General features: G+C 73.0%; 15 protein-coding genes. 2 read left to right on the top strand and 13 right to left on the bottom strand.

Going from position 1 to position 14,943, the window contains the following annotated elements:
- Positions 1 to 6 precede the first annotated feature (6 nt).
- Entirely contained in the window at positions 7 to 1,596 is a 1,590-nt protein-coding gene (locus ACGFIB_RS11995; RefSeq protein WP_357242809.1) for a Na+/H+ antiporter, read from the bottom strand.
- 85 nt (positions 1,597 to 1,681) lie between these two features.
- Entirely contained in the window at positions 1,682 to 2,941 is a 1,260-nt protein-coding gene (locus ACGFIB_RS11990; protein WP_393370940.1) for a hypothetical protein, read from the bottom strand.
- Between the two features lie 225 nt (positions 2,942 to 3,166).
- Between ACGFIB_RS11990 and ACGFIB_RS11985 the strand changes: the two genes are divergently transcribed.
- Positions 3,167 to 5,236 carry an ATP-dependent DNA helicase gene (locus ACGFIB_RS11985; RefSeq protein WP_393370937.1) on the top strand — a complete coding sequence of 690 codons (2,070 nt, stop codon included), beginning with the start codon at positions 3,167 to 3,169 and terminating at the stop codon, positions 5,234 to 5,236.
- A 142-nt stretch (positions 5,237 to 5,378) separates the two neighbouring features.
- On the opposite strand, the gene ACGFIB_RS11980 is transcribed toward ACGFIB_RS11985, so the two are convergent.
- Complete coding sequence (locus ACGFIB_RS11980; RefSeq protein WP_393370935.1) at positions 5,379 to 6,077, bottom strand: hypothetical protein; 699 nt, start codon at positions 6,075 to 6,077, stop codon at positions 5,379 to 5,381.
- A gap of 378 nt (positions 6,078 to 6,455) precedes the next feature.
- On the opposite strand from ACGFIB_RS11980, the gene ACGFIB_RS11975 reads away from it, so the two are divergent.
- Positions 6,456 to 6,947 carry an NUDIX hydrolase gene (locus ACGFIB_RS11975; RefSeq protein ID WP_393370932.1) on the top strand — a complete coding sequence of 164 codons (492 nt, stop codon included), beginning with the start codon at positions 6,456 to 6,458 and terminating at the stop codon, positions 6,945 to 6,947.
- A gap of 112 nt (positions 6,948 to 7,059) precedes the next feature.
- Here the strand turns inward: ACGFIB_RS11975 and ACGFIB_RS11970 are convergent, their stop codons facing one another.
- The 10 genes from ACGFIB_RS11970 to ACGFIB_RS11925 all read right to left on the bottom strand — a co-directional run bounded on the left by ACGFIB_RS11970 (position 7,060) and on the right by ACGFIB_RS11925 (position 14,888).
- Positions 7,060 to 7,854, bottom strand: coding sequence for an SGNH/GDSL hydrolase family protein (locus ACGFIB_RS11970; protein WP_142570076.1), 795 nt, complete (start codon positions 7,852 to 7,854; stop codon positions 7,060 to 7,062).
- A gap of 14 nt (positions 7,855 to 7,868) precedes the next feature.
- Complete coding sequence (gene aroQ, locus ACGFIB_RS11965) at positions 7,869 to 8,303, bottom strand: type II 3-dehydroquinate dehydratase (RefSeq protein WP_142570074.1); 435 nt, start codon at positions 8,301 to 8,303, stop codon at positions 7,869 to 7,871.
- Positions 8,300 to 9,376, bottom strand: coding sequence for a 3-dehydroquinate synthase (aroB, locus tag ACGFIB_RS11960; RefSeq protein ID WP_191052288.1), 1,077 nt, complete (start codon positions 9,374 to 9,376; stop codon positions 8,300 to 8,302). Before aroB ends, aroQ begins: the two co-directional genes overlap by 4 nt.
- Positions 9,373 to 9,885, bottom strand: coding sequence for a shikimate kinase (locus ACGFIB_RS11955; RefSeq protein WP_142570070.1), 513 nt, complete (start codon positions 9,883 to 9,885; stop codon positions 9,373 to 9,375). Before ACGFIB_RS11955 ends, aroB begins: the two co-directional genes overlap by 4 nt.
- A gap of 14 nt (positions 9,886 to 9,899) precedes the next feature.
- Positions 9,900 to 11,078: a chorismate synthase gene (gene aroC, locus ACGFIB_RS11950; RefSeq protein ID WP_357242790.1), complete on the bottom strand. Its 1,179-nt coding sequence runs from the start codon at positions 11,076 to 11,078 to the stop codon at positions 9,900 to 9,902.
- A 93-nt stretch (positions 11,079 to 11,171) separates the two neighbouring features.
- Positions 11,172 to 11,882, bottom strand: a complete 711-nt coding sequence (locus ACGFIB_RS11945; RefSeq protein ID WP_357256767.1) for an A24 family peptidase — start codon at positions 11,880 to 11,882, stop codon at positions 11,172 to 11,174.
- A gap of 10 nt (positions 11,883 to 11,892) precedes the next feature.
- A complete protein-coding gene (locus ACGFIB_RS11940; RefSeq protein ID WP_393370925.1) occupies positions 11,893 to 12,051 on the bottom strand; it encodes a hypothetical protein in 159 nt (52 codons plus the stop codon).
- 55 nt (positions 12,052 to 12,106) lie between these two features.
- Complete coding sequence (locus tag ACGFIB_RS11935) at positions 12,107 to 12,694, bottom strand: SseB family protein (RefSeq protein ID WP_357242785.1); 588 nt, start codon at positions 12,692 to 12,694, stop codon at positions 12,107 to 12,109.
- A 152-nt stretch (positions 12,695 to 12,846) separates the two neighbouring features.
- Positions 12,847 to 13,953, bottom strand: coding sequence for a barbiturase (gene bar / locus ACGFIB_RS11930; RefSeq protein ID WP_357242782.1), 1,107 nt, complete (start codon positions 13,951 to 13,953; stop codon positions 12,847 to 12,849).
- On the bottom strand, positions 13,953 to 14,888 hold the full coding sequence (locus tag ACGFIB_RS11925) for a carbamate kinase (RefSeq protein ID WP_393370921.1): 936 nt from the start codon (positions 14,886 to 14,888) through the stop codon (positions 13,953 to 13,955). Before ACGFIB_RS11925 ends, bar begins: the two co-directional genes overlap by 1 nt.
- Positions 14,889 to 14,943: the final 55 nt, after the last annotated feature.

Raw genomic sequence — 14,943 nt, 5'->3', positions numbered from 1 at the left:
GCCCGCTCAGCCGCGTTCGAGCGTCGCCTCCTCGAAGTCGAGCTCCTGCATGACCCGGTGGAGGACCTCGTCGTCGATGCGCCGCTCGTCGCGCAGCCGCACGAACACCTCGCGTTCCGCGGCGAGCATCTCGCGGCGTAGCCGCCGGTAGAGCGAGGCGGGCGTCTCCTCGCCCGCGGGGCCGGTGCCGCCGCCGAGGCGCTCCCAGGCGTGCAGGGCCCGGCGCTGGGAGCGGGTGCGCAACTGGTTGACGACCTCTTCGTGGACGTCCAGCACGCCCTCGGAGGTGAGCTCCTCCAGCCGCGCCAGGGCCGCGGCCGCGGCGGCCTGCTGGGCGCCCGCCTCCGCGAGGTCGTCGCCGTATCGCTCCCTGGCGGTGGAGACGCCCAGCCGCCTGATCAGCCAGGGGAACGAGAGCCCGTGGACGATCAGCGTGCCCACGACGATCGCGAACGTCAGAAACAGCAGCAGGTTGCGCTGGGGGAAGTGCTCGGGCAGGGCGAAGGCCGCGGCCAGCGACACCACCCCGCGCATGCCCGCCCAGCTCGTCAGCACCACGTTCTGCCAGGACGGCGTTTTGGGCTCCCGGGCGCGTACCCGCTTCGACAGCATGGCCGGCAGGTAGGTGCTGGGCGGCACCCACGCGATCCGCACGAGGACGACCACCAGGAACAGCACGACCGCGTACGTCGCCAGCTCTGCGGGCCGCTGGCCGTTCAGCCCGGCGATGATCGGGCGCAGCTGCAGGCCTATCAGCGCGAACACGATCGACTCCAGCACCAGGTCGGCGACCTTCCACACCGCGTCCGACAGCAGCCGCGTGCCGTACGTCGTCCGGCTGAGCTCGTGGCCCAGGTAGATGCCGACGATCACAACGGCGATCACGCCGGAGCCGTGCACGGCTTCGGCCGCGAGGTAGGCGGCGTACGGCACGAGCACCGAGACCCCGTTGGCGATCAGCGCGTCGTCGAGCCGTCGCAGCACGAACCCCGCGAGGTAGGCGATGACGAGGCCGATGGCCACGCCGAGGCCGGCGGCCAGGAGGAACTGCCCGCCGATGTCGAGCAGGTCGGCGGCGGCGCCGGTCACCGCTCCGATCGCCACCCGATAGGCGGTCAGCGCCGTGGCGTCGTTGAACAGGCTCTCGCCGACGAGGATGGTCAGGGCGCGTCGCGGCAGGCCGAGCCTGCGTCCGACGGCGACCGCCGACACGGCGTCCGGAGGGGCCACGATCGCGCCGAGCGCGAAGGCCGCCGTGAGCGGGAGCTGGGGAATGATCGCGTGCGCGACGAAGCCGACCACCAGGGTGGTCACCAGGACGAGCCCGACGGCCAGCAGGCCGACGGATCTGGCGGCGTCGCGCAGCCGCAGGTATGAGCTGTCCAAGGCCGCCGAGTAGAGCATCGGCGGCAGGAAGACCACCAGCACGATGTGGGGGTCGAGTCTGTAGTCGGGGACCCCGGGCACGTAGGAGACGGCCAGGCCCGCCACCACCAGGAGCAGCGGGGCCGACCAGTCGCGCCATCGGGCCAGGGCGGCGACGCCGAGGGCGCCGGCCGGAAGCAGGAGAAACTGCAGTGCCGTTGACGTGTCCATCAAACGACGAGGTTACTTACAGCTGGAACTCCCGAAGACCGCGGCCCTCACCACCCCCGAGGGGGTCTCACCACCCCGAGGGCCCTCACCACCCCCGGGATGTATCCCATCCCTCCCCGTCCTCGTCCGACCAGGGGATCGGGGAGTCCGCGGAGGGCTGCCCGCCGCGCCGTCTCCGGCTGCGCTCGGCCTGCTGGTCCGGGGCCTGACCGGCCGGCCACTGGTCCGGCCGCAGGCGCTCGCCCGTGGTGTAGAGCGTTTCACTCGCGTACGGCTCGTTCGCGTACGGCTCGCTCGCGTACTGCTCGTTCGCGTACTGCTCGTCGACGTAGGGCCGGGCCACACCGAGGCCGAGGGGGTCGCTCGGGTCGACCGCCCCCGGCGGCTGCCCCGCAGGCTGCGCCGCCGCGGGCTGCGGGGCCTGGGATCGCGGACCCTGGGGGTAGGCCGGCTGCGGGCCGGTCTGGGCCGAGGACGCGACGAGGCGGTCCTGGGTGGGCGTGCCCCGGGCGACGAGCACGTCGTTGGGGCCGAGCGCGGCGGGCGCCGGGTAGGCCTCGGGTGCCGGGGCGGGCGGCGGCACCGGCGGACGGGCGTACTGCCCCGTCCCCGGGTAATCGGGGCCGGGATAGTCCGCATAGTTGTAGCCGGACGGGGCGGGCTGCTCGGGGAACCCCGCGTCGTGCGGCCCGCGGCGGTCCCGGGCGGCGTATCCGCTCTCGTCCTGCGCGTAGCCGTCGTGGGCCCCGCCGTACCCGTCCGGGGCCTGGCCGTAGCCGTCGGGCGCGGTGGCGTGGCCCTCGTCGGCGGCGTACCCGTCCCGGGCCTGGCCGTACGGGACCTGGGACGGGTTCCGGGGCGCGCTGTAGGGGTCCTGTGCCGCGTATCCGTCGGGCTGCCCGGCGTACCCGTCGGGCACGGCGTAGGCGTCCTGGGCCCGCGCCGCGTACGCGTCCGGGGATTCGGCCGCGTACGGATCGTGGACCTGCGTGGCGTACGGGTCGTGGATCTGGGTCGCGTAGGCGTCCTGCCCCGGGTCCTGCGGGTGCGGGGGGTACGCCTCCTGCGGGGCGTAGCCGTCCTGGCCCGCCGCTCCCTGCCGCGGGAACGGTCCCGTCCCGGCGTCCTGTTCCTCGCCGCCCGCCTCCGCGAAACCGTCGTCGAGAGTGTCGATCAGCCGTCCCACGTCGTTCATGGGCATGCGGAAACTGGCCGTGCACATCTCGCCCCGCCACAGGCTCAGCACCAGCGTGCCGTCGTGCCACGTGACCCTGAGCACACGATCCTGACCTCGCGCGTCGAAGAACACCTCGCCGAACGATGGCAGTGGGACAACTTCCGACATGGCAGACATAGTGCCTTTACCTGCCCTTTTCCGTCCACTCGATCTCGGGAACCCTCGCGAAACTTCCGTTTCGTCCCTTTTCGACCTCACTGGGTAGATCGCCGTTGACCATGAGAGCACTGACATCTCAGTGTGCCACGCGTGCTGGGAGGGAGTTCCTGGAACGCCAGGATGTGGTGGGGCGGACACGCACAGGATGTCGGTGACACCGGGTAGCGTTCTTCCGTGCCCAAGGACCGTTCCGAGCTTCCGCCCGTCGAAGAACTCCTCACCGCCGCGGTGACCGCACTGGGCGGCGTCGAGCGGCCCGGGCAGGTCAAGATGGCGCAGGCGGTGCGCGACGCCGTCGAGAGCGAGGAGCACCTCGCGGTGCAGGCCGGCACCGGCACCGGCAAGTCGCTGGCCTACCTCGTGCCCGCGATCAGGTACTCGGCCGAGAAGGGCAAGGCCGTGGTGGTGTCCACCGCCACGATCGCGCTGCAACGCCAGCTGGTCGACCGTGACCTGCCCCGGCTGGCCGACACGCTGGAGAGCCTGCTGCCGCACCGGCCCGAGTTCGCGATCCTGAAGGGCCGCCGCAACTACCTGTGCCGCCACAAGATGGCCGACGGGATACCCGAGGACGAGGACGACCAGCTCTTCGACCCGCGCGAGGTCAGCGCCACCGGGCGGATGGTGCAGCGCATCCAGGACTGGGCCAACGACACCGAGACCGGCGACCGCGACGAGATCGTGCCCGGCGTGAGCGACCAGGCCTGGCGGCAGTTCTCCGTGACGGCCCGGGAGTGCCTGGGGGCCCAGCGGTGCCCCAGCGGCGCCGACTGCTTCGCCGAGCTCGCGCGGGAGCGCGCGGGCGAGGCCGACGTCGTGGTCACCAACCACGCGCTGCTGGCGATCGACGCCATGGAGGACTTCGCGGTCCTGCCCGAGCACGACGTGGTCGTGGTGGACGAGGCGCACGAGCTGGTCGACCGGGTGACGTCGGTGGTCACCGGAGAGCTGTCGGACAGCACGGTGAGCCTCGCCGCGCGCCGCGCCGGACGGCTGGTCGAACAGGGCATCGCCGACCGGCTCCAGGAGGCGGGTGAGGACCTGCGCTCCCTGCTGGCCGTCGCCCCGCCCGGCCGCGTCGACACGCTGCCGGGGTCGCTCGGGATGACGCTCGCGCTGGTGCGCGACGCCGCCTTCGCCTGCATCACGGCCCTCGGACCGCGCAACAAGGACAAGGACGACCCGGAGAACGCCGGGCTGCGCAAGGCCGCCTTCACCGCGCTGGACGACGTGCACGACACCGCCCAGCGGATGCTCGACGCCTTCGGCCCGGCGGCCGGTCGCGACGAGACCGGAGACGACGCGGAGGACACCGGGGACCCGCGGGATTCGGAGCGTGGCGCGAACGGCGGCCCGGAGGGCGCCCGGTCCGAGGAGGTCCACCGGGCGGAGGTCGTCTGGCTGGAGGAGGGGCGCGGGCGCGTTCCTCCCACCCTGCGGGTGGCGCCGCTGTCGGTCGGCGGCATGCTGCGCGACAAGCTGTTCGGCGACCGCACCGTCGTCCTCACCAGCGCCACGCTCGCACTCGGCGGCTCGTTCGACAGCCTGTCCCGCCAGTGGGGCCTGCGCGCCGGGGAGTGGACCGGCCTCGACGTCGGCTCACCGTTCGATCACCCGCGCCGGGGCATCCTCTATGTCGCCACGCATCTCCCCCAGCCCGGCCGTGACGGCCTGCCCGAGGCGTACGTCGACGAGATCGCCGAGCTCATCGAGGCGGCCGGCGGCCGGACGCTCGGCCTGTTCTCCTCCATGCGGGCCGCGAAGGCCGCCACGGAGGTGCTGCGGGAGCGGCTCGACGTGCCGCTGCTCTGCCAGGGCGACGACTCGACCTCACAGCTCGTCAAGCAGTTCGCGGCCGACCCCGCCACCTGCCTGTTCGGCACGCTGTCGCTGTGGCAGGGCGTCGACGTGCCGGGCCCGTCGCTGACCCTGGTGATCATCGACAGGGTCCCGTTCCCACGCCCCGACGACCCGCTCGCCTCGGCCCGGCAGCGGCACGTGGCGGCCACGGGGGGCAACGGCTTCATGGCGGTGGCGGCCACCCACGCCGCGCTGCTGCTGGCGCAGGGCGCGGGCCGGCTGCTGCGATCGATGGACGACCGGGGTGTCGTCGCCGTTCTCGATCCGAGGCTCGCCACCGCCCGTTACAGCGGGTTCCTGCTCAACTCGCTGCCGCCCTTCTGGCGCACCACCGATCCCGCGAAGGTCCGCGACGCCCTGCGCCGCCTCACCGCCGGCTCCTGAGCCTGGCCGGCGCGGGCGGAGCTCGGCCAGGGAGGCGTAGCTCAGGCCAGGGAGACGGAGCCAGGCCAACAGGGCAGAGCTCAGGCCAGGGAGGCGGAGCTCAGGCCGGGGAGGGTGGAGCTCAGGCCGGGGAGGGTGGAGCTCACATCTTCGTGACCGCGCCGAATGCCTCCCCCGCGTTCAGGCGCCGTACGAGGTCGAGCACGGCGCGCGGCCCGCCGCTCGCGGTGACCCATCGGCTCACCCGGCACGCCGCCTCCGCGTAGGTGCGCGCGTCCGCGCCGGCCGCGCGCAACCAGGCGTCCAGCGTCACCGGCAGTGTGGCGTCCGTGCTCACCAGGCAACGGTTGGCCGCCGTCTCCGGAGCGAGGTAGCGCGGGTCGCCGGAGACGAGAACGGCCAGGCCCTCGTCGAACCACTGCGGCACCGCGTCATCCGTGACCAGGCGGGCGTGCAGTTCGACGTGCGACATCTCGTGGGAGGCGATGACCGGATCCACGCCGTCGGGCGACAGCATCACCGCGCGGTTCAGCACCGCGACGCCCCGTTCCCCTCCACCGCCGATCCGGCGGTAACAGCGGTCGCCGAGGCAGGCGAGGATCCGGGGAGAGGCCTGCCTGCCGCCGTAGAAGTCGCGGACGCGCCGCTCCGCCTCCTCCACGGTGGAGACCACCTGCCGCCTCCGGTCCGGCGGCAGCCCCGACTCCGCGTAGACGCCCGGGGCCAGGCGCTCCAGCCCGTAACAGGTGGGACAGGTCGTTGCGGCGACCGAAGGAAAGACCACCGCGACGACGGCGGCCGCCGCGATCGGCAGGGCCGCGAGCACGACGAGCAGCCACACCCGTCCACGCCGCCACACTGGTTCGCCGCCACACCGTCCACCCCGCCACACCCGTCCATGCAGCCACAGGGGCCATCGTTTCCACGCCATCGTCACTCCCCTTGCTCGCATCCGGCATCGGTGTCCCCTGCGCCGGTGACCGTGGAGCAGGATCTTCGCGCGATGGCCGCCTGTCGCGCATCGGACCGTGGTGGGACCTGCTCCGGTCTGAGGCGGTGTCCGCGCCGTCCGGGCTGCCGGTGTTCGGGCCGCCGGTGTTCGGGCTGCCGGTGTCGCCGGTGTGTTGGGCCGGACAGCGCTGGTGGTTGGGCCGGGACGGCGCCGTCCGCGCCTCGGGTAGGGCGTGAGGCCCGAGCGATCACACGTAAAGTGCGGGGCATGAGCGCTGACGCCCCTGTCATGTCGGAGTGCCTCACCCAGGGCGGCCGACCGGCCTTCGTCGTGAACGTCGAGGTCTTCCTGGAGCGAGACGGCCGGTGGCTGCTCATCCGGCGCGGCAGGCGGGAGGCGCACGCACCGGGCATGCTCGCCGGCGTGGGCGGCAAGGTCGAGCCCGACGGCGCGGGGCTCGATGTGCTTGAGGAGACGGCACGGCGTGAGGTCGCCGAGGAGATCGGGGTCGACATCACAGGAACCGCACTCTCCTACGTGGAGAGCGGGTTCTTCGTCACCGACGACGGCGACCCCGTCGTCAACGTGGTCTTCCGGGCGACGATGCCGCCCCACGCCCAGCCCGTGGCCGCCTCGGCGGAGGAGGTGGAGGGATTCCTCTGGCTCACCGCCTCGGAGGCCCAAGGCGATCCGGACTGCCCGCCCTGGATATCACGGAGCCTGCGCCGCGCGGCGGCGCAGCCCGGCACGCCGGCGTAGTCGTCGGCGAAGACGGGCTGTCACCGCCGCGCGGGCCTGCACGGAGGAGCCGGTTCAGAAAGCAGGGTGAGAAAGCAGGTTCAGGAAGCAGGGTCAGGGAGAGGGCGCAGGGTCAGAGAGCAGGGGGCAGCGGGCCGAGCTCGGGCCGCTTGGGGGCGAGGCCGTCGCCGGATGACGTGCCGCGAACGCGCCGCCCGATCCACGGGCCGAAGTGCTCCCTGAGCCACTGCACGTCCTCACGGCGCTTGGCCCTCGGGTCCACCTGCTCCCGGGGCGGCCAGGTCTTGCGCCAGTCGTCCTCGGTCGGCACGCCCAGCACATGCAGCACCCGTGCCGCGACCAGGCGGTGGCCCTCGGCGTTCATGTGCAGCCGGTCGCCGCTCCAGGCCCGCCAGTCCCGCAGCCCCTGCATCGACCACATGTCCACCAGGTGACAGCCGTACAGGTCGGCGATCGAGCGGACGTGCATGAAGAAGATCGCGAACTTGCCGCGCACGCGGCGCATGATCGGGGTGTCCCGGGGATCGGTCCCGGTGAACAGCACGACGTCGGCGCCGGAGGCCCGCAGGTCGCGCACGGCGGCGGCCAGCTTCTTGGCCATCTGGTCGGGGTCGGCGCCGGGGCGGATGAGGTCGTTGCCGCCCGCGCAGAAGCTGATAAGGTCGGGCCTCAGCCCGACGGCCGCGGGCACCTGGTCGGCGACGATCTGGTCGATCAGCTTCCCCCGCACCGCGAGGTTGGCGTAGCGGAAGTCCGGTTCGAGTAAGGCGAGCCGCTCGGCGACCCGGTCGGCCCAGCCGCGGTAACGGACCACCTCCCCCGGCACCGGAGGGGGCGCGCCCACGAGGGGGTCGTTGAGTCCCTCGGTGAAGCTGTCGCCGACCGCCACATACGACCGGTAGTGCATGATTTCTTCTTTCGTCACTCGTCCATGTCGGCGATCGCGCGCAGCGCGAGCTCGTACGACCGCATGCCGAACCCCGCGATCGTCCCGGTGGCCACCGCCGCCACGACCGAGGTGTGGCGGAACTCCTCCCGCGCGTTCGGGTTGGAGATGTGCACCTCGACCAGCGGAGCCGTACGCTGCGCGATCGCGTCGCGCAACGCGTACGAATAGTGGGTGAAGGCGGCGGGGTTGAGGACCACGGGGGTCCTGCTGTCGGCCGCCTCGTGGATCCAGCTCACCAGCTCGGCCTCGTCGTCGGTCTGCCTGACCTCCACCGACAGGCCCAGCTCGCGGCCGATCTCGCGGCACAGGGCCGCCAGGTCGTCGAAGGTCTGCGCGCCGTAGACGTCGGGCTCCCGGCTGCCGAGACGGCCCAGGTTGGGCCCGTTCAGGACGAGCACCTGCCTCATCGGGCGACCTCCCGGTACGCGGCTTCGAGCAGTTCCTCCGAGGGGTTCTCCAGCCGGGCGGGCCTGCCGACGTCGTCGAGCACGACGAACCGCAGCACCGCTCCCCTGGCCTTCTTGTCCACACGCATGTGCTCACGCAGCCGCGGCCAGGCGTCGGCGCGGTAGGAGGTGGGCAGCCCGACCGACTCCAGGATCGAGCGCGTGCGGTCCACGACGTCGCGGCCGACGCGGCCGTCGAGCCGGGACAGCTCGGCGGCGTAGACCAGCCCGATGGCCACGGCCTCGCCGTGCCTGATGCGGTAGTCCTCGACCCGCTCGACGGCGTGGGCGAGGGTGTGGCCGTAGTTGAGGATCTCCCGCAGGCCGCTTTCGCGCAGGTCGGCACCGACGACGTCGGCCTTCACCTGGATCTTGCGCTCGACCAGCTCACGGGTGTGCTCACCCTCGGGGGTGCGGGCGCCGGCGGGGTCGTCCTCGATCAGCATGAGGATCGTGGGGTCGGCGATGAACCCGCCCTTGATGATCTCGGCGAGGCCGGCGACGTAGTCCTCGCGCGGCACGCTCGCCAGCGTGGCCAGGTCGCACAGCACGCCCTTCGGCGGATGGAAGGACCCGACCAGGTTCTTGCCCTCGGGGGTGTTGATGCCGGTCTTGCCGCCGACCGCCGCGTCCACCATCGCCAGCAGCGTGGTCGGCACCTGCACGGCCTGGACGCCGCGCAGCCACGTCGCGGCCACGAACCCGGCCAGGTCGGTGGTCGCCCCGCCGCCGACGCCGACGACCGCGTCGGAACGGGTGATGCCGTACCGGCCGAACGCCGACCACAGCTCGGCCGCGACGTGGACGGACTTGGCCTCCTCGCCGTCGGGCACGGGCAGGGCGACGACCTCGAATCCGGCGCCCTCCAGGGTCTCGCGCACCGGTCTGGCGATCTCGGGCAGCCCGGCGGGGTGGATCACGGCGACCGTGCGCACCTTCGCGTCCAGCAGGCCCGGCAGCTCCGGCAGCACATCGGTGCCGACGACCACGTCGTACGGACTCTCGCCGCGCACGGTGATGCGTGCCGGCGTCACAGCGCCGCCTCGATCTCGGTCACCACGTCCTCGGGCTCACGGCCGTCGGTGGCGACGGTGATCGCGGCGAGGCCCTCGTACATCGGACGGCGCTGCTCCATCAGCTGCCTGAGCCGGCTGCGCGGGTTCAGCACCAGCAGCGGGCGGGCCGAGGCGAGGCCGACCCGCTTGACCGCCTGGTCGAGCCCGACCTGGAGGTACACGACCCGGTGGCCGGACAGCAGCTTCCGGGTGTGCTCGTGCAGGATCGCGCCGCCGCCGAGCGCGAGCACGCCCGGGTGCGTCTCCAGCGCGTCGCGCACGGCCTGCGCCTCCAGCTCGCGGAACCTCTCCTCGCCGTCCTCCACGAACACGTCGCTGACGGTCTTGCCGGCGACGGCCTCGACGTCGGCGTCGGTGTCGCGGAACGGCAGGCCGAGGCGGTCCGCGAGGAGCCGTCCGACCGTGGACTTGCCCGAGCCGGGCGGGCCGATGAGGACCGCGGCGGGGCCTTGGGGCGCCGATTGCATGATCACAAACCCTATTACTTGATGACCAGGGACGACAGGTAGCCCGACAGGTTGCGCGCGACCTCTTCGACGGAGTCGCCGCCGAACTTCTCGACGGCGGCGTCCGCGAGCACCAGCGCCACCATCGCCTCGGCGACGATCGCGGCGGCCGGGACCGCGCAGACGTCCGAGCGCTCGTGGTGCGCCGTGGCCGGTTCGCCGGTCAGCACGTCGACCGTGGCGAGCGCGCGGGGCACGGTGGAGATCGGCTTCATCGCGGCGCTGACCCGCAGCGGCTCGCCGTTGGTCATGCCGCCCTCGACGCCGCCGGCCCTGTTGGTCAGCCGGCGCACGCCCTCGGGAGTGTTCTCGATCTCGTCGTGGGCCCGCGAGCCGGGGCGGCGGGCGGTCTCGAAGCCGTCGCCGACCGCGACCCCCTTGATCGCCTGGATGCCCATGAGCGCCCCGGCGAGGCGGGAGTCGAGACGGCGGTCCCAGTGGGTGTAGCTGCCGAGGCCCGGCGGCAGGCCGTAGGCGACGACCTCGACCACGCCGCCGAGGGTGTCGCCGTCCTTGTGCGCCTTGTCGATCTCGGCGACCATCGCCGCGCTGGCGGCCGGGTCGACGCAGCGCACCGGATCGGCGTCCACCACCTCCATGTCGCCGGGGCCGGGGAGCACGTCGCGGGGCGCGACGGCCTCGCCGATCGAGACCACGTGGCTGACGATGTCGACGCCGAGGGCCTGCTTGAGGAAGGCGCGGGCGACCTGGCCGAGCGCCACCCGGGCGGCGGTCTCCCGGGCGCTGGCGCGGTCGAGGACCGGCCGCGCGTCGTCGAAGCCGTACTTCTGCATGCCGGCGAGGTCCGCGTGGCCGGGGCGGGGCCGCGACCGCGGCGCGTTGCGCGCCTGGCCCTCCAGCGTCGCCGGGTCCACCGGGTCGGCCGCCATCACGGTCTCCCACTTCGGCCACTCGGTGTTGCCGATGCGGACCGCGACGGGCGAGCCGAGCGTGCGGCCGTGCCGTACGCCGCCGGAGATCGTCACCTCGTCCTGCTCGAACTTCATCCGCGCTCCGCGGCCGTATCCGAGACGGCGGCGGCGCAGTGCCTCAGCGAGGTCGGCGGTGGTCACCTCCACCCCGGCGGGCAGGCCTTCCAGGATCGCGAGAAGCTCGGGGCCGTGTGACTCCCCGGCAGTCAACCAGCGCAGCATGGTGACAAGTCTTCCATGTGCGCCCGACTGCGGCGTCCCCCTGACACCCCCATGACCGTACGCCGATCCCCCCTGGCCGGGAAACCGCGCGTGCTACCCACCCGGAAAGTCCCAGGGAAGGGCCCCGGGAAAGGCCACTGCGACGAGCGCCCCCGCGAGCATGAACGGGCCGAACGGGAACTCGGTCGTGCGGGTGGCTCTGCGGGCCAGGAGCAGCCCCACGGCGTACAGCGCGCCGAGGACCTGGCCCGCCATCCCGGCGACGACCGTGGCCTGCACGCCGAGCGCGCCGGTGAGCAGGCCGATCAGCCCGGCCAGCTTGACGTCGCCGAGCCCGAGGCCCGCGGGGCGGGCGAACCACAGCGCGGCGTAGACGGCGCCGAGCGCGCAGCCCGACGCCAACGCGGGCAGCAGGCGGCCCGACGGCGCGAGCAGCGCCAGCACGATCGGATACGACGGCAGGGTGATCGCGTCGGGCAGCCGCCAGGTCCTCCGGTCGATCTCCGCGAGCGCGGACCCCGCGACCACGGCGTACAGCCATGCGGCGAGCACCCAGCCGTCGTGGACGCGCCAGGCCACCAGCGCCGCGGCGAGCGCGGTCGCGACCTCGACCGCGTACGGCGGGCGGGGCAGCGGCACGGTGCGGGCCGCCGCCGCCAGAGCCCTCCGCGCCTCTCCGCGGCGGCTCTCGCGGCGGCTCTCCCGCCGGTCGTCCGGCTCCGCGTCGAAGCCGGCGGCGGCCGCCCGCGCGTACGCGCCGGCGATCAGGCCGAGGACGGCGGTGGCGAGGACGACGACGGACACGTGGCCGACACTAACGCCCGCGCGCCGCCGAGAGCCGGGGTGCGGCTTCCCTGTGGACGACCGAGCTCCTGTGGACGACCGCGTTCCGGTCGACCACCGCGTTCCGGTCGACCACCGCGTTCCGGTCGACCACCGCGTTCCGGTCGACCACCGCGTTCCGGTCGACCACCGCGTTTGCTGTTCAGCGACCGCGTCCGTGTGAACGACCAGGCGGCCGAGGCCGCTCAGGCGCGGCGGCGGCTCCACCAGCGGCCCCGGCGCCTGTCCTCCGTGTCCCCGGGGCGATCGGCGGTCCCCAGACGGGCCACCGTGGCGCCCGGCACCTCGCGGGCGAGGCGGTCCACGGCGGAGGCGTCCCTCTTGGCCTCCTCCACCGTGGCGAGGGCCTGCAGCATGCCGCCCTCGATCACGAACGGGACCGGACCGGCCACGTCCACCACCACGGCGGCGGCGCTCTCGTGCCGCGCCGCCTGGCAGACCTGCGGGGCCGTGGCCTGCACCGGCCGGGCGTCCGCCCGCCACCTGCGCATCGGCTCGGTCCCGGTGAAGGCGAGCACGGCCTCACGACCGTCCTTGCCGACCAGTTTCGGGAGGGCCATCTCGCTCTCCTTCTCCTGGCGCAGGCCGTGCTCCCCCACTTCCGACTCGGTGAGCAGCGCGACCACGGGCACCAGCAGCCTCGTCCCGGCGAACGCCGTCAGGACGTCGGCCGCCGTCGCCGTGCCGGCCTGGAACGCCGACAGCGCCGACGCGACGGACGTGTCAGTGCCGCCGTCGTCGTCGGGGCGCAGGGGCTGCGGAATCGATGGCACGTCTCCCGACCCTACCGCCAGCGGAGGCCGCCTCCGGACTGCAAGGTCACGGAGGACATCGCCGCAGGCGGGGGCGCGTACGCCCGGATTTCTGCGTGATCACCAAGGCTTCACGCGCAGGCCGGGCGGCACCGATGCGACAAACTACAAGATCACGCGAGGTCGGCGATGGCGATCACGGGTCCTCCGCCGGACGGCCCCTGGTGCACCGCCGCCACGGAGACGAACACGGCCGGGTCGCCGGTCACGCTCGCCGCCACCCCGCCGACGGTCGCCTTGATCTGGCGGTGCCAGTGGACGTCGGAGTCGTCGAGCATGATGTTGCGCCGCCCGCGCACCCGGCCCGACGGGTCGGCCTCGCACTTGATGAACAGGTTCACCAGCCGGTCGCCGAGATCGTCCGGGTGCGGGCGCTCCGGCAAATCGACGCCCGCGCCGCGGATGGCCTCCCAGATCCCGCCGGTGTCCAGGGCGTCCTTCATGACCGAGTGTCCGGCGCGGTAGCGCCCGCCGATCCCGCGTACGTTGCCCACCACGACGATCTGCGCCCGGTCGAGCTCTACGCCGCTGGAGCACGAGGCGACCGACGAGTAGAGCGACAGGTCCTTGTGGATCTGCTCGGCCGAGGGCGTCTCGATCTCCCCGAGCGCGACCGCGATGCCGAGCGCCGTGGTGGAGTTGGAGATGTCCATCGACTTCAGCGTGTCCTCGGTGACCACCGTCCGGCCGCGCTCCTTGGCGTCGGTGATCGTGGACAACGTGAGCAGCGGCGTCTTGGTCTGCACGTAGTGCACGTCGGCCGGGTCGTCGATGCCGGCGATCTTCATTGCCTCGCGCACCCCGGCGGCCACCTTCTCGACCATGGCGGGCCTGCCGACGTCCTCGGGGAGGATCACCTCGCTCATCGCCACGCCGACGCTCACCCGCGGCTCGTCGGTCCGTACGGCCGTGGCCGGATCGACGGTCGCGAAGACCGTCGCGTGCGGGCTGAGCACGCCGTCGGTGCCGCCCGACCACACCAGGGGCACCTGCGCGACCTCCTCGGCGGTGCGCGTGCCCTTGGCCATGAGCACCTCGCGGAAGGCCCGGTCGGCCAGGATCCGCGTGTAGTCGTTCACGCCGCCGTTGCCCTCGGTCTTGCCGATCACGGCAAGCACGCGGTCGGCCTCGATCACACCGTCGTCGATCAGCCTCGCCAGCCCGGAGGCGTCGGTGACGCTCTCGATGGGGACCTTCCGTACCTCGATCGGATCCGGCACTATCTCTCCACCCCTCTGTACACCCTCGTACCGATATTTCCTGACAGCGCGGCACCGATGTGGTGCAGCGAGGTGATCACGGCCCGTCCCCCGGTCTCCTCAGCGAAGCACAGGGCGGCCTCGACCTTGGGCCCCATGCTGCCTCCGGCGAAGTGACCGGCCGCCTGCAGCCCGCGCAGGGCGGCCACGTCGATCTCCCCGATGGGGCGGGCGCGAGGCGTGCCGAAGTCGACGGCGGCGTACGGCACGTCGGTCGCGATCACGAGGTCGGTGGCGCCGACGGCGACCGCCAGCGCCGCGGCGGCGAGATCCTTGTCGATCACGGCCTCGATTCCGGCCGGCGTGCCGTCCGCCCCGCGCACGACCGGCACTCCCCCGCCCCCCGCCGCGACGACGGTGAATCCGGCGTCGATGAGCGCGACGGCCGCGGGGGCGTCCAGGATCTCCACAGGCCGCGGCGAGGCGACCACCCGCCGCCATCCGCGGTCGAATTGCCGCCAAACCTGGCCGTGCTGCTCGAATCGGCGTGCCTCGTCCTCTCCGAAGTACCGCCCGATCGGCTTGACGGGGTCCTGGAACGCCGGATCGGCCGGGTCCACGAGCGTGCGGGTGACGATCGCCGCCACCCGGGCGTGCCCCAGCTCGCGCTGCAGGGCGTTCATAACGAGCGTGCCGATCGTGCCCTGCGTCTGGGCCACGCACCAGTCGAGCGGCACCGGCGGCACGACGTGGGCGGCGAGCTGGTTCTTCAGCAGGAGATTGCCGACCTGGGGGCCGTTGCCGTGGGTGAGCACCACCTCGTGCCCGGCCCTGCTCAGCGCCGCCACGCTGGCCATCGCCTCACCGATCGCCCGCTGCTGGTCGGCCGGAGACGCGCTCCCGTCGGGAGCCGTCATGGCGTTGCCGCCCAGTGCGATCAGTACGCGTCCGCCCACATCCGGAAACTATCCAGCCCCATCGGGGCCTTCATTGGCGAGTCTCGCCCACCCC

Origin of the sequence: Microbispora bryophytorum, from assembly GCF_043197435.1 — a bacterium.
GTDB lineage: Bacteria > Actinomycetota > Actinomycetes > Streptosporangiales > Streptosporangiaceae > Microbispora > Microbispora bryophytorum.
The sequence above is the reverse complement of the archived record's forward strand: the minus strand, read 5'-3'. Positions and strand labels throughout refer to the sequence as shown.